This is a genomic window from Streptomyces sp. H27-H5, from assembly GCF_026627505.1.
Classification (GTDB): domain Bacteria; phylum Actinomycetota; class Actinomycetes; order Streptomycetales; family Streptomycetaceae; genus Streptomyces.
The window spans coordinates 28,031-40,804 of sequence record NZ_JAPNLK010000017.1; the positions used below are offsets into that span (position 1 = coordinate 28,031).

A 12,774-nucleotide genomic window follows, 5' to 3' on the forward strand; every position below is an offset into this window, starting at 1 on the left:
TGCGAATTCTGAGCGGTAGTCAGGACTTCCCGTTGCTGCTGGTCGCAGGCCCGCCCCATGCCCGCAGCCGAACGGCGGCGATGGAGGGGGGACGCAGAAGGCTCGTCCGCTGGGAGATGCATTCGACAGCGGCCAAGCACAAGGGCTCCACATCACCGACAGAGACCGCAGAGATCCCCGGCAATCCGGTCTGTCCCCCGTTTGTCCCCCGGGAGACACAAAACGGACCCCTGGAGAGTTCTCCGGAGGCCCGTTCATAAAGAAATGCCTGGTCAGGCACGGTGGGCGCGGACGGTTTCGAACCGCCGACATCTGCTTTGTAAGAGCAGCGCTCTACCCCTGAGCTACGCACCCGTGGATGAGTGGACAGCCTACATGGCGGGCGCACCCCCCACGCAAACCCGTTGTCGTGGGGGAGAATGGAGCGGGGCATGGCGGACGCGGCACGGGAGAGGGATTGTGACGACGGCATCCCGGCGGTGGTTCGGCGGGCGGGACGAGAGTCGGCGGGCGGACGCGCAGGCGGCGAAGGATGCCGCCGCGGCGGCGTTCTACGACCTGGACACGGCGCAGCGGGATCTTCGGATCTCGATCGAGACGATCGCGGCGGCGGACGGTTCGCCGGACGCGTTGCGGGCGACGGAGGGGTTCGCCGCGCTCGGGCGGCGGATCGACGAGGTCAGCCATGTGTACATCGAGGCGGTGGACGCTCACGACCTGGACCGGGTCGAGCTGGAGGCCTCGGTCGCGGCGAGGGCGACGCAGGAGCTGACGCGGGCCCGGGACGAGCTGATCCGGGTCAAGGGTGAGCTGGAGCGGTTCGAGCAGGGGTTGCGGCCGCTGTTGGACAAGGCGGAGACGCAGTTGGCGCGGGTGGCGCCGGCGCGGGAGCGGGCGAAGGCCGCGCTGCTGGCGGCGAGCAACGCGTTGGACGAGGTGCGCGGCAAGGGGATGCGGGCGGACGATCTGGCGGCGCGGTTGGCGGCGCTGGGTCCGGAGCTGACCAAGTTGAACCAGGGCGCCGCCCTGCACGGGGTGCAGGAGACGGTGCGGCGGGCGGACCGGATCCTTCGGGACGCGGAGGGGATACGGGCCGAGGCGGCGCGGTTGCCGGAGCGGGCGGCCGAGATCGATCGGCGGCTGGTGAGTCTGCGGACCCGGGCGCAGGCGTTGCGCAATCGGGCGGACCGGGTGGATCCGGTGCTCAGCGAGTTGCGGCGGCGGTTCTCGGCGGCGTGTTGGCAGGACCTCCAGCACGTGCCCGACCAGGCGGTGCGGGAGGTCGCGCAGGCGGAGGAGCGGCTCGTCGAGGCGGGCCGGGCGCGGGACGAGCAGCGGTGGTCGGACGTGGCGGCGTTGATCGAGGCGGTGCGAAGTTCGTTGGACGTGACCGACGAGGCGGTGTCGGCTGCGCAGGACCGGTTGACGGTGTTGGAGGCGGTGGCGCGGGATCCGCAGGACGAGGTGCGGCGGACGCGGTTCGCGATCCGGGATGCGCAGCGGCTGGCGATGGAGGGCCGCAGTGTGCCCGATCCGCGGCACGCGGGGCCGTTGGACGAGTCGGTGGCGCGGATGGACCGGGCGCTCGCGGGGTTGGAGGGGCGGCATCCGGACTACTGGCATTTCCTTCAGGAGATGGAGGGGGTGCGTGCGTCCGTGAACCGGGTGGTCGCCGACATCCGGGAACAGCGCGGCCACGGATGAGCCGCCACCCCTGATCGGTCGCCCCTGAGCACTCTCCCCTGAGCAGCACTCGCCCCTGGTCACCCGCCCCTGAGCAGCACTCGCCCTGAGCCGTCTCGCCCCGTGCGCGGCGCGCATGCGCGACGCGCCGAGGTTGTCGGGGGCGGCCGGGCGGCGGATGCTGGTGGGTGGGGGTAGTACCTGCGGCTGCGGTCTCCGGGCGTGCGGTCCGGGGCATCCGAGGCAGAGGAGGCCCGATCATGGCCACCACCCATACGGGGCCGCGCGTGCGTCGGCCGGTCCGTACCCGGCTGGACGAGCACCTTCCCGTGGATCACCGGTTGAGCAAGGTGTACCGGGTGGGCGCGGGTCTGACCGGGGTGCTGTTGATCGTCTTCGGGATCCTGGGGTTGATCGACCGGATCGGTTTCTTCGACACGGGCGGCGACACGGTTCTCACGCTGAACACGAACGGGGCGTTGAGCGTCCTGTCGATCCTCGTGGGGTTGCTGCTGATCGGCGGGATGGTCGTGGGCGGGAACTTCGCCTCGACGCTGAACATCGTGCTGGGCGTGCTGTTCATCGCGAGCGGGTTCGTGAACCTCGCGCTGTTGGACACCGGGATGAACTTCCTGGCCTTCCACATCCCGAACGTGCTGTTCAGCTTCGTGGTCGGCGTGATGCTGATGTGGTTCGGGATGTACGGGCGGGTGGGCAGCGCGTTGCCGCACGACAATCCGTACTGGCGTGCGCGCCACCCCGAGGAGGCGGCCCGCGAGGAGCGGGCGCGTTCGAGGAGCGGATTCCGCGGATAGCCCCGGTGGGGAAAGCGGAGGGCCCCCTGGTGGGGAAGCCTGTGGGCAAACCGGCGGTGCGTACGCCCGTGGTGGGATACCGGACGGCCCGCGCACTGCGTAGCCTGTCCGCATGCCTCGTTACGAATACCGCTGCCGGACCTGCGACGACACCTTCGAGGTGAGTCGTCCGATGGCCGAGTCGTCCGCCCCCGCCGACTGCCCCGCCGGGCACGCCGACACCGTGAAGCTGCTCTCCGCCGTCGCCGTCGGCGGTTCCTCGGGCGGCGCGCCCGCCCCCGCCCCCATGGGTGGAGGCGGAGGCGGCTGCTGCGGCGGAGGTGGCTGCGGCTGACACCGCCGCCCTACGCCAAAGCCCTACGCCGCTCAGGCCGCGCCCTGCGCAGTATCGTCACGCCTCCGCGACAGCGTCAGGCCTTGCGCGACAGCGTCAGTCCGTCCGAGATGGCCAGCAGCACGGATTCCATCCGGGTGTCCGCCCGTACGTGTTCGTTGAACGCGCGGACGCCCGCCGCCGAGCCCGTGGCGGATGCGTCGAGCACGGACCCGTGGAACAGCGTGTTGTCGGTGACGATCAGCCCGCCGGGCCGCAGCCTCGGCACGAGTTCCTCCCAGTAGGCGATCTGGCTCTCCTTGTCGGCGTCCACGTAGGCCATGTCGATGTGGGGTTCCCTCGGCATGGCCGACAGGGTGTCCAGTGCCTTGCCGATCCGCAGTTCGACCCGGTCGGCGACGCCCGCGGCCTCCCAGGCCTCGCGCCCGTACGCCGTCCACTCCTCCGAGACGTCGCAGGCGATCAGCTTGCCGTCCGCCGGCAGCGCCTGTGCCATCGACAGGGAGGAGAAGCCGGTGAAGGTACCCACCTCGACGATGTGTCGGGCGCCGGTCAGTCGGACCAGGAAGGCCAGCAGCGGCCCCTGTTCCTCGGCCGACTGCATCCCGGCACTGTCCGGGAACTTCTCGTAGGTGGTCGCGACGAGCCCCCGCTGGACCGCGTCCAGCGGGGGGTTGTGCGCGAGCACGTAGCGGTACAGCTCATCGGTGATCTTGGTGCTGTTGCCCTTGGTCATGGGCACCAGTCTGCCGAGTCAGCGGCCCGCCGTACCGGTCGCTCGCCCGAAAACCCGGACGATTTCCTCGCCGGCGAGGACGCCCGCCACGGTCAGGGCGGTGACGGACGGCGCGTTCCAGCCGGCGTCGGCGAGTTCGCCGTGTCCCGGTCGCCACCCGCGGTCTGCGGCGAGCAGCAGGTCGGCGTCCAGCAGCGAGTCGCCGGCGGCCAGCGTCGTGGTCGCGCCCGTTCGCCGGGCCACCTCCCGCATGGCCGCGCTCTTGGTCAGCGGGCGCGGAACCGCGTAGATCTTGCGGCCCTGGAGGGACACCGTCCAGCCGCGGGCGTCGGCCCACTCCGCCAGCGCCTTGAGCCACTCCGGCGGTACCAGGTCCCGCTCGACGACCAGGTACGCGAACAGGTCCTCGGCGATGCGCGCCTTGCGCAGCCACGCCGGGTCCGCGGTGGCCAGCAGGTGGGCGTGGACCTCGTCCAGGGGGGCGCACTCCTCGGCCAGCCGCGTCGCGACGTCCCGGCGCCAGTCCCGGTCCGGGATCCCGTCGACGAGCAGTTGTCCGCCGTTGGCGCAGATCGCGTACTTCGCCGGGCGGCCGGGGAAGCGAATCCGCTGGTACTGCTTGCGCGTGCGCGTCGTGGTCGGCACGAAGACGACGCCCGGGTCCGCGGACAGCTCCGTCAGCAGCCCCGCCGCCGTCTCCGTCATGTACGACAGCGGCTTGTGCTCGTGCACTTCCACGCACAGCAGCCGGGGGGCCACCGGGTCGGGCATGGTCAGCGCGAGCGCGGCCGTGGAGTAGATGAGCGTACGGTCGAGGTCACTGGCTACGAGGACGGTCACTTGGCGGACACAGCCTTTCCGTCGGCGCCGGTGGCGCCGCGCGTGAAACGAGGGTGGATGAGACCCACGCACGTGTAGGGCAGCCCGTCGACTTCCTCGACCGGCACCCCCCGCTGCTCCGCGAGCAGGCGTACGTGGTCGAGGTCTGCCCCGGCGCCGCGCTGCGCCAGGATCTTCCACGGAACCCGGCGCAGGAGCACCCGCGTGGTCTCGCCCACGCCGGGCTTGACCAGGTTCACGTCGTGGATGCCGTACTCCTCGCTGATGCGTTCCACGGCCGCCCAGCCCACCCAGGTGGGGGTCCGGTCGGCGGCGAGCAGTTCCTTGACCTCGTCGTCGACGGAGTCGGCCACCGCGTCGAAGTGCGCGGCGACGGTGTCGACGAAGTCGACGGAGACGTCGGCTCCGGCGAGTTCGCGGTAGAACTTCGCGCCGTGGAAGTCGGTGGGGCCGACCAGGTCGGAGCGGAGCACCGTGCGGGAGATGAGGCCGGAGACGGTGGAGTTGAGGCAGGCGGAGGGTATGAGGAAGTCCTCGCGGGTGCCGTACGTGGGCACGCAGGAGCCGGGGTCGGCGAGGACCACGATCTCCGGGTTGAAGCCGTCGAACTCCGCGAGAGCTGCGGCGAGTTCGCGTGTGATGGCGCCCTTGCCCGTCCAGCCGTCGACGAAGACGATGTCGGCGGGGTCGTGGTGGGCGGCCAGCCAGCGCAGCGCGTTGGCGTCGATGCCGCGGCCGCGGACGATGGACACGGCGTAGTGCGGCAGGTCGAGGCCGTGCCGGGTCTGGGCCCAGCGGCGCATCAGGACGCCGACGGGGGTGCCCGCGCGGGCCAGGGAGACCAGGACCGGGGACGGGGAGCGCTCCGCGAGGACGGTTTCGGTGACGGTGCCGACGGCGCGGGCGATGCGGGCCGCGGAGGCGGTCAGCGCGCTCTGGTACAGCTCCTGGTACGCGGGGGACGGCTGGTACTCCACGGGCAGGGACTCGGCGTAGTGCGCGCCGCCCGCCTGGATGGCCTCCTCGCGTTCCTCGGTCGGGGCCTCCAGTTCCACGTCGGAGAAGTCCTGGAGCAACCAGCCGACGTCCTCGGCCGCGTAGGAGGAGAAGGCGGGCCCGCGCAGGGGCTCGGTCATGATCGGCTCCTGCCGCTCGGACGGGGTGGCGGGGATGTACGACGGTACGACGGCCAGCAGGACCCGCCCGGTGTGCGGGGCGAGCCGGGCCAGGAGCCCGTCGGGGGCGTGCAGGGCGGCGGTGTCGCCGTGGGAGTCGACGACGGCGACGACGGCGTCGAAGCCACCGCCCGCGGTGTCGAGGACGTTGTAGGCGTAGCGGTCGCCCGGCCCGTCGGCCGGGGCGTCGTGCGCCGGGAAGACCAGGCGGCTGCGGATGGCGTAGCCGGCGTCGTCGACGGCGAGCACGGGCGAGCGGGTGGTCGTGGAGAAGCGGACCTCGCGGGGGGCCCCGGTGCCGGGCGCGGGACGGGTGGCCCAGGACTCCTCCAGGGCCAGCGCGAGCCGCAGCGGCGCGTACATCAGCTCCTCGTTGCCGAGGACGAGGACCCGTACGGGCGCCGAGCGCGGCCCCGACTCCGAGCCCGAGCCCGAAACCGCGTCCGGGGCCTCGTCCAGGGCCTCGGCGAGCCGCTCGGCGAGGGCGGGCAGGGCGGCCTCCAGCCGGGCGCGGTGCGCGGGGGTGAAACCGTGCCGGCCGCCGTCGGGCACCCCGGCGGGCCAGTCCAGTGCGACCCGCCGGACGGGGGCGGCGGACCCGTCGACGCCCGAAGCGGCGGCGTCCTCGGTCGTCTCGTGCTCCTCGACCAGCGCCTGCCCCTTGGCCAGCACCCCGTCGGGAAGTCGCACGGTCCCGGAGGCCAGGGCGACGAGGTCGACCCGGGCTCCCAGCTCGGCGGCGAACGCGTCGAGCCGGCCGCGGTCGGCCGCGGAACGCATGTCCACGAGGGCGACCACGACGTAGTGCCCGCGCGGGTGGCGGGCGTGCAGGTCGCGGATGGTGTTCAGGACCGTGTTGCCGGTGGAGAACTCGTCGTCGACGAGGACCAGCGGACCGCTGCCGGCCAGCAGCCGCGGATCCTCGGGCAGCAGCAGGTGCGAGGAGGCGTGCGAGTGGGCCTCCTCGAAGCCGCCGGCCTGCGCCACGCCGGCCACGGGGCGGCGGGTGGAGTGCAGGTACGGGGCGAGCCCGAGGCCGTCGGCGACGCTGTGGCCGAGCCCGGTGGCGGTCTCGGCGTACCCGAGGACGACCGCGTCGGCGGCGGCGTCGTCACCGAGGAGTTCCCTCACCCGTTGCCCGAGGCCGAACCCGGCGCCGTGCACGACCGCCGGGGACTGCGGCACGTGCTTGCCCAGGACCCGGGAGACCAGCAGGTGGGCCCGCTTGGGGTTGCGCCGCAGCGCGAGCCCGAGCAGCTCCTCCAGCGGCGGCTCCCCGGACGACCCGGACGCTCCCGCGGAACCCGCAGAGCCGCCCGCAGAACCCGCGGAGCCCGACGCTCCGCCGTCCTCGCCCTGTTCCAGGCTGACGCCCAGCCGGTCCGCGACCCAGGTTCCCGACCACACCTCTTCGATCGTCTTTCCTCTCTCGTCCTTAACGCCTCGGACGTCTCGAACATCTCGAACGTCTTGAAGATTGTCGGCGGTCACGGGCGGTCTCACACCTGGAGCCCGGCCGTGAGCAGGTCGACGAAGCCGACCTCTTCGCGCGCCACACCGAAGACCTCCGCGCGCAGCATGGTGCGCTCGGCCCAGGCCCGGTGGGGCTTCACCTCGTTCATCTTGTTCGTGTAGGCGGAACGCATCACGCCGCCGCCGCCGCGCTCGGGGCGCAGGATGTCCTGGGCGTCGCTGAATTCCTCGTGGGAGACGACGGACAGGGCGTGGACGGGCGTGACGTGCGCGGGGTGGATGCAGGTCTTGCCCAGCAGCCCGTTGGCCCGGTCGAGCTCGATCTCGCGCAGCAGGCCGTCCAGGTCGTGTTCGATCAGGGCGGTGCGCAGTTCCTCGACGCCCTCCTCCAGGAAGGGGCTGCGCCGAAGCTGCGGCTTGAAGAGGCGCTGCTGGCTGCGGAAGTACTCCCAGACGGGTCCGGTGACGGTGAAGCCGGTGCCGTCGGCCCTGCTGAGCACGTTGACCACGTCGGCGATGACCCCCGCGACGATCTGCACGTCGTAGGCGGTCATGTCCGGGGTGCGGCGCAGTCCGTACGCGGAGCAGAAGTCGGTGACGCCCAGGCGCAGGGCCAGGACGTGCTCGCGGTGGCGGTTGACCGTGCGGGAGATGCCGGCGAGGGCCTCGACGCGGGTTTCCAGGTGCAGCAGGTCGGGGGTTTCCAGGACGGGCATGGCATACAGGCGGGACATGCCGTGGCGGCTCTCGGCTTCGACCACGGCGTCGAGGAAGGCCGTACCCCGGGATTCGGTGAACTTCGGAAGTACGAATCCGGCCAGGTGCCGGGCCGTGCCGCCGAGCCGGCGCACCAGGTCGGGAATCTGCTCGGGCGTGCGGACGCGGATGAAGAGCAGGGGGAGCTCGTCGTCCTGTGCGTCGAGTGCCTCGAACTGTCGGATCAGGTTGATCTCGCCGGATCCGACCTCGGCGTCGCTGATGGAATCCTCCAGGCAGAGGACCATGGAGAGGACTCCGCGGGCGGCCTGTTTGCGGATGTCGGCGGCGAGGTGGGGCCGGGTGGCGGGGCTGTAGAGGGTGGCGCCGAGTGCGGCGGAGAGCAGGCGGGAGGGGGAGGCGGCGGTGAACTCGACCGGCTCCTGGTGGAAGAGGTCCTTGCGGACCGTGGGCGAAATGTGCCCGAAGTGACGCATGTGCTTCCCCCGTACTGCTTTGGCGGCCCAACTTGCGTGGCCGGTAATAGTACGTACGAACCTGAGTCAAGAGTTCCTCAAGCACATGAAGTTCAGGTAACCCTCTTGCACCATGCCCAGCTCTTGCGTTCGGTACAAGGGCCTACGGGGGGCCGCATTGTCCAGGTCATGTCCGGGAGGGCAGGATGACGGGCATGACGCACGCGATGCAGAAGGGCTCGAACATCCCGGTGGCCGCCGTGGCGGTCCGGGCGGTGTTGCGGTGGACCACCGGGCCCGAGGTGCCCGACGTGGACGCCTCCGCGCTGCTCGTGGGCGCGGACGGGCGGGTGCGCTCGGACGAGGACTTCGTGTTCTACAACCAGCCCCGGCACCCCTCGGGGGCCGTGTGGCGACTGGGCAAGAAGCAGATCGGCGACGCGATCACGGACGCCGTGCAGGCCGATCTGCGCACCGTGACCCCGACCGTGGACCGGATCCTGGTGGTGGCCTCCGCCGAGGACGTGCCCTTCCAGCGGGTCCGGGACCTGCGGATCCTGCTGTACGACGCCACCCCGAACGGCGGCGCCGAACCTCTGGCCTACTTCGAGGTGCACCCCGAGACGGGCGCCGAGACGGCCCTCATCTGCGGTGAGCTGTACCGCCGCGGGGACGGGTGGAAGTTCCGGGCGCTCGGCGAGGGCTACTCGGACGGCCTGGTCGGGCTGGCCACCGATCACGGGATCTCGGTCGACGAGAACGCCGAGGCCGCCGCGAGCCCCGCCGCCGGCCCGAGCGAGGACCGGACGGCCGCGATGCGGCCCCCGACGCCGCCGCCCGCGCCGCCGACCCAGGCCCCGCCGGCCGTCGAGCCCGCGTACGGGTACCCGCAGCCGGTGTCGCCGGCCCCGGTGCCGGGTCCGGGCGGCGATCCGACGTTCCGGCTGCCGGTGCAGGGCCCCCAGTTCATCCGCCGCTGATCCGTATCGGGGCCGCCCGCCGGGGATGGTCCCGACAACGGCCCCCGCGGAGACGGTCCCGAGAAAGGCCCCGACAACGGCTGCGGGGCGGCCGCGCGCGGTGCGGTCAGGCCTTGGTGCTCTTGTAGCCCCGCCCCCACTGGAGCCCCCATCCGTACAGGCGGTCCAGTTCGGCCTGGAAGCCGTACACGAACTTCACCTCGCGGCGGACGATCAGTTCCCCCTTGACGTTCTCCAGGGAGACCACCGCGCAGGAGCGGGCCTGCGGGTGTCGCTCCTCCAACGGGATCTCGATCCGCGGCCCGGTGATCGGGTAGAGGGTGACCAGGGCGTGCGTGCGGTCGAAGGCCGGGGTCTGGTCGTAGATGTAGACGAAGACGAGCAGCCGTTTGATCGCCTCGGCGTGGTCGAGGTTGACGAAGATGGTCTCGCCGGACGGTGCCCCGAACCGGTCGTCGCCGCTGAGCTTCACGAACGGCGGGCTGTTGATGTCGCCGTGCAGGTTCCCCAGCGGCTGGACCACGCCCCGGGTGCCGTCGGCGAGTTCGTAGAGGCAGCCGATGTCGAGGTCGACGTTGACCATGCCCTGGGTGTGCGCCTGCACCATGTCCGGCTTGAACAGTTTGAAGGGGTGGCGCAAAAGCCGGCCGCTGTGGCCGGACCGGCCTCCGATGTCGGAGGTGCGCATCCGCCAGGACAGGTTCACCCGCAGATTGCCGTGCACCGCCTGCTGTTTGGTGAGCGACACCGTCGGATGTCGTTTGGTCAGCTCGATCGCGTTGGACGAGGCCTGCCCCGAGTCGAACCGCATGGCCCGTGCGCCCCTGATGCCGTCGAAGAACCCCTCGAAGAAACTCATCTTCCCCCCTTGCCCCTGTATCCCCGGTATCCCCTGTACGTACGGAAGCGGGGCGGCCCGCCGGGTCCGTGGCCCCCCGGACGTCGTCCGGGAGGGACCCTTGGGCCGCCCCGCAAATGGAGCGTTCCGCATTAACGCCGCGGTCATGCCTCCGCGGGTGATTCCTCCAGCTCCAGGCGCTTGTTGCGGCGCACGGAGGACCAGAAGGACCAGGCGATCAGGACGACACCGACGAGGCCGGTGATGACCTCGTGGATCTCGTACTGGATCGTGACGAGCAGGATCACGGCGAGCGCGCCGATCGCGTAGTGCGCGCCGTGCTCCAGGTACACGTAGTCGTCGAGGGTGCCCTGGCGGACCAGGTAGACCGTCAGCGACCGGACGTACATGGCACCGATGCCGAGGCCGAGGGCCATGAGCACGATGTCGTTGGTGATGGCGAAGGCGCCGATGACCCCGTCGAAGGAGAAGGAGGCGTCGAGGACTTCGAGGTAGAGGAACATGAAGAACGCGGCCTTGCCGGACATGACGACCGCGGAGACCGGCTTGCCGGTCTTCTTGGCCTCCTCCTCGGCCTCGTGCTCTGCTTCCTCCTCCTCTTCGAGCTTGTTCTCGAAGTAGCCGGAGAGGCCGCCGACGACCATGTAGGTGATCAGACCGGCGATGCCGGAGATCAGGACGGTCTGTGCCTTGTCGACGTGTGCCCCGCCGTGCTGGTGGGCGTTGGCGGCGAAGGTCATCGAGGTGATGAGCAGGACGATCAGCGCGATGCACGCGGACAGCATGTCGACCTTGCCGAGCTTGGCCAGCGGGCGCTCCAGCCACGCGAGCCACTTGATGTCCCGGTCCTCGAAGATGAAGTCGAGGAAGATCATCAGCAGGAACATGCCACCGAAGGCGGCGATGGACGGGTGAGCGTCCGTCACCAGCTGCTGGTACATGTCCTTGTCATTGAGGGCGAGATCGACGGCCTCGATAGGACCGATCTTGGCACTGATCGCGACGATCACGACGGGGAAGACCAGTCGCATGCCGAAGACCGCGATGAGCACGCCGATCGTGAGGAAGATCTTCTGCCAGAAGGCACTCATCTTCTTCAGGATTCCGGCGTTGACCACCGCGTTGTCGAAGGACAGCGAGATCTCGAGGATCGAAAGGATCGCCACGATTCCAAAAGCGGTCCACCCCCCGTAGAACACCGCTGCGACCAGACCGAGCGCAGTGACTGCGAACGACCAGCCGAAGGTTTTGAGAACCACTGGCACCCCATCGTGTTGTACGGCTTTACGAAACGTTGACCCCGAAGTCTAGAGCGATGCCCCGGAGCCCCGACGCGTACCCCTGCCCCACGGCCCTGAACTTCCATTCGCCGCCGTACCGGTAGACCTCGCCGAAGATCATCGCGGTCTCGCTGGAGGCGTCCTCGGTGAGGTCGTAGCGGGCGAGTTCCTGGCCGTCGGCCTGGTTGACCACGCGGATGAAAGCATTGCTGACCTGGCCGAAGCTCTGCCGGCGGGCCTCCGCCTCGTGGATCGAGACCGGGAAGACGATCTTGTCGACCTGGGCGGGCACCTTGCTCAGATCGATGATGATCGACTCGTCGTCGCCGTCACCCTCGCCGGTGAGATTGTCCCCCGTGTGTTCGACGGAGCCGTCGGGGCTCGTCAGGTTGTTGTAGAAGACGAAGTAATCGTCCCCGAGCACCCGGCCGCTGTTGCACAGGAGCGCGCTGGCATCGAGGTCGAAGTCCGCCCCCGTGGTCGAGCGTGCGTCCCAGCCGAGTCCGATCAGAACCCGGGTGAGGTTCGGTGCGGCCTTGGACAGGGAGACATTGCCCCCCTTGGCGAGTGTGACGCCCATGTTGTGGTCCTCCCCGGACGACGTGGTGATGGTGGTGCCGGTGGTACAAGCCGGTCCGGCGCCGTACACACAGTGCACGGCGCCGGACGGGTGCGGCCGCAGGAGCGGCCCGTGGAGCTTGAGGCTCAGACGTTGACGCCGAAGTCCTGCGCGATGCCGCGCAGGCCCGAGGCGTAGCCCTGGCCGATGGCGCGGAACTTCCACTCCGCCCCGTTGCGGTACAGCTCGCCGAAGACCATGGCGGTCTCCGTCGAGGCGTCCTCGGAGAGGTCGTAGCGGGCGAGCTCGGTGTTGTCGGCCTGGTTCACGACGCGGATGTACGCGTTGCGGACCTGGCCGAAGCTCTGCTGACGGCTCTCGGCCTCGTAGATCGAGACGGGGAAGACGATCTTGGAGACGTCGGCCGGGACACCGGCGAGGTTGACCTTGATCGCCTCGTCGTCGCCTTCGCCCTCACCGGTGGTGTTGTCGCCGGTGTGCTCGACCGAGCCGTCCGGGCTCTTCAGGTTGTTGAAGAACACGAAGTTCGAGTCGTTGGCGACCTTGCCCTGGTCGTTGGTCAGGATCGCGCTCGCGTCGAGGTCGAAGTCGACACCGGTGGTGGTGCGAGCGTCCCAGCCGAGACCGACGATGACCGCCGTCAGGTTGGGCGCGGCCTTGGTCAGCGAGACGTTGCCGCCCTTGCTGAGGCTGACTCCCACAGGTCCTCCATAAGGTTTTTGTGTGGGGCGGGGCCCCGTCGTGCGGTTGCTACCGGATCAACGTTCCGATCCTAGTGACGGGTTCCCGCCTGTAACTGATTTTCGTGCGGAACAATGCCCGGAAACAATGCCCGCGAGCGCGTCTC

At 70.2% G+C, this 12,774-nt stretch carries 12 protein-coding genes and 1 tRNA gene; 4 read left to right on the top strand and 9 right to left on the bottom strand.

The genetic code is table 11. The features are described from left to right. Positions 1-282: 282 nt before the first annotated feature. Positions 283-354, bottom strand: a tRNA-Val gene (locus OTB19_RS10965). Between the two features lie 105 nt (positions 355-459). Here OTB19_RS10965 and OTB19_RS10970 point away from each other — a divergent pair. From OTB19_RS10970 to OTB19_RS10980, 3 genes are all read left to right on the top strand, one after another. After that, the gene (locus OTB19_RS10970) at positions 460-1,704 is read left to right on the top strand and encodes a hypothetical protein (RefSeq protein ID WP_267797873.1); all 1,245 of its coding nucleotides are present in this window, start codon (positions 460-462) and stop codon (positions 1,702-1,704) included. Positions 1,705-1,943: 239 nt separating this feature from the next. Next, positions 1,944-2,498 (top strand): DUF4383 domain-containing protein, encoded by a 555-nt coding sequence (locus tag OTB19_RS10975; RefSeq protein WP_267797874.1) that lies wholly within the window; start codon positions 1,944-1,946, stop codon positions 2,496-2,498. Between the two features lie 112 nt (positions 2,499-2,610). After that, positions 2,611-2,832: an FmdB family zinc ribbon protein gene (locus OTB19_RS10980; RefSeq protein ID WP_267797875.1), complete on the top strand. Its 222-nt coding sequence runs from the start codon at positions 2,611-2,613 to the stop codon at positions 2,830-2,832. Between the two features lie 76 nt (positions 2,833-2,908). Here the strand turns inward: OTB19_RS10980 and OTB19_RS10985 are convergent, their stop codons facing one another. From OTB19_RS10985 to OTB19_RS11000, 4 genes are all read right to left on the bottom strand, one after another. After that, positions 2,909-3,568, bottom strand: a complete 660-nt coding sequence (locus OTB19_RS10985) for an O-methyltransferase (RefSeq protein ID WP_267797876.1) — start codon at positions 3,566-3,568, stop codon at positions 2,909-2,911. 18 nt (positions 3,569-3,586) lie between these two features. Then, positions 3,587-4,408, bottom strand: coding sequence for an HAD family hydrolase (locus OTB19_RS10990; protein ID WP_267797877.1), 822 nt, complete (start codon positions 4,406-4,408; stop codon positions 3,587-3,589). Then, entirely contained in the window at positions 4,405-6,999 is a 2,595-nt protein-coding gene (locus OTB19_RS10995) for a phosphoribosyltransferase (protein WP_420716827.1), read from the bottom strand. Before OTB19_RS10995 ends, OTB19_RS10990 begins: the two co-directional genes overlap by 4 nt. Positions 7,000-7,082: 83 nt before the next feature. After that, positions 7,083-8,249 (bottom strand): HpcH/HpaI aldolase/citrate lyase family protein, encoded by a 1,167-nt coding sequence (locus tag OTB19_RS11000; protein WP_267797878.1) that lies wholly within the window; start codon positions 8,247-8,249, stop codon positions 7,083-7,085. Between the two features lie 194 nt (positions 8,250-8,443). On the opposite strand from OTB19_RS11000, the gene OTB19_RS11005 reads away from it, so the two are divergent. Beyond that, positions 8,444-9,208 carry a TerD family protein gene (locus OTB19_RS11005; protein ID WP_267797879.1) on the top strand — a complete coding sequence of 255 codons (765 nt, stop codon included), beginning with the start codon at positions 8,444-8,446 and terminating at the stop codon, positions 9,206-9,208. Between the two features lie 106 nt (positions 9,209-9,314). On the opposite strand, the gene OTB19_RS11010 is transcribed toward OTB19_RS11005, so the two are convergent. The 4 genes from OTB19_RS11010 to OTB19_RS11025 form a co-directional block, all read right to left on the bottom strand. Continuing rightward, the gene (locus OTB19_RS11010) at positions 9,315-10,067 is read right to left on the bottom strand and encodes a TerD family protein (protein WP_267797880.1); all 753 of its coding nucleotides are present in this window, start codon (positions 10,065-10,067) and stop codon (positions 9,315-9,317) included. A 143-nt stretch (positions 10,068-10,210) separates the two neighbouring features. Next, the gene (locus tag OTB19_RS11015; RefSeq protein WP_053677876.1) at positions 10,211-11,326 is read right to left on the bottom strand and encodes a DUF475 domain-containing protein; all 1,116 of its coding nucleotides are present in this window, start codon (positions 11,324-11,326) and stop codon (positions 10,211-10,213) included. Between the two features lie 25 nt (positions 11,327-11,351). Continuing rightward, the gene (locus OTB19_RS11020; protein WP_053677921.1) at positions 11,352-11,927 is read right to left on the bottom strand and encodes a TerD family protein; all 576 of its coding nucleotides are present in this window, start codon (positions 11,925-11,927) and stop codon (positions 11,352-11,354) included. Between the two features lie 125 nt (positions 11,928-12,052). Continuing rightward, a complete protein-coding gene (locus OTB19_RS11025; RefSeq protein WP_053677874.1) occupies positions 12,053-12,628 on the bottom strand; it encodes a TerD family protein in 576 nt (191 codons plus the stop codon). Positions 12,629-12,774: the final 146 nt, after the last annotated feature.

Bases quoted from the DNA above. Each gene is read 5' to 3' on its own strand.
- OTB19_RS10980 (WP_267797875.1), top strand. From the start codon at position 2,611: ATGCCTCGTTACGAATACCGCTGCCGGACCTGCGACGACACCTTCGAG.
- OTB19_RS11000 (WP_267797878.1), bottom strand. From the start codon at position 8,249: ATGCGTCACTTCGGGCACATTTCGCCCACGGTCCGCAAGGACCTCTTC.
- OTB19_RS11020 (WP_053677921.1), bottom strand. From the start codon at position 11,927: ATGGGCGTCACACTCGCCAAGGGGGGCAATGTCTCCCTGTCCAAGGCC.
- OTB19_RS10975 (WP_267797874.1), top strand. From the start codon at position 1,944: ATGGCCACCACCCATACGGGGCCGCGCGTGCGTCGGCCGGTCCGTACC.
- OTB19_RS10985 (WP_267797876.1), bottom strand. From the start codon at position 3,568: ATGACCAAGGGCAACAGCACCAAGATCACCGATGAGCTGTACCGCTAC.
- OTB19_RS11005 (WP_267797879.1), top strand. From the start codon at position 8,444: ATGACGCACGCGATGCAGAAGGGCTCGAACATCCCGGTGGCCGCCGTG.
- OTB19_RS11010 (WP_267797880.1), bottom strand. From the start codon at position 10,067: ATGAGTTTCTTCGAGGGGTTCTTCGACGGCATCAGGGGCGCACGGGCC.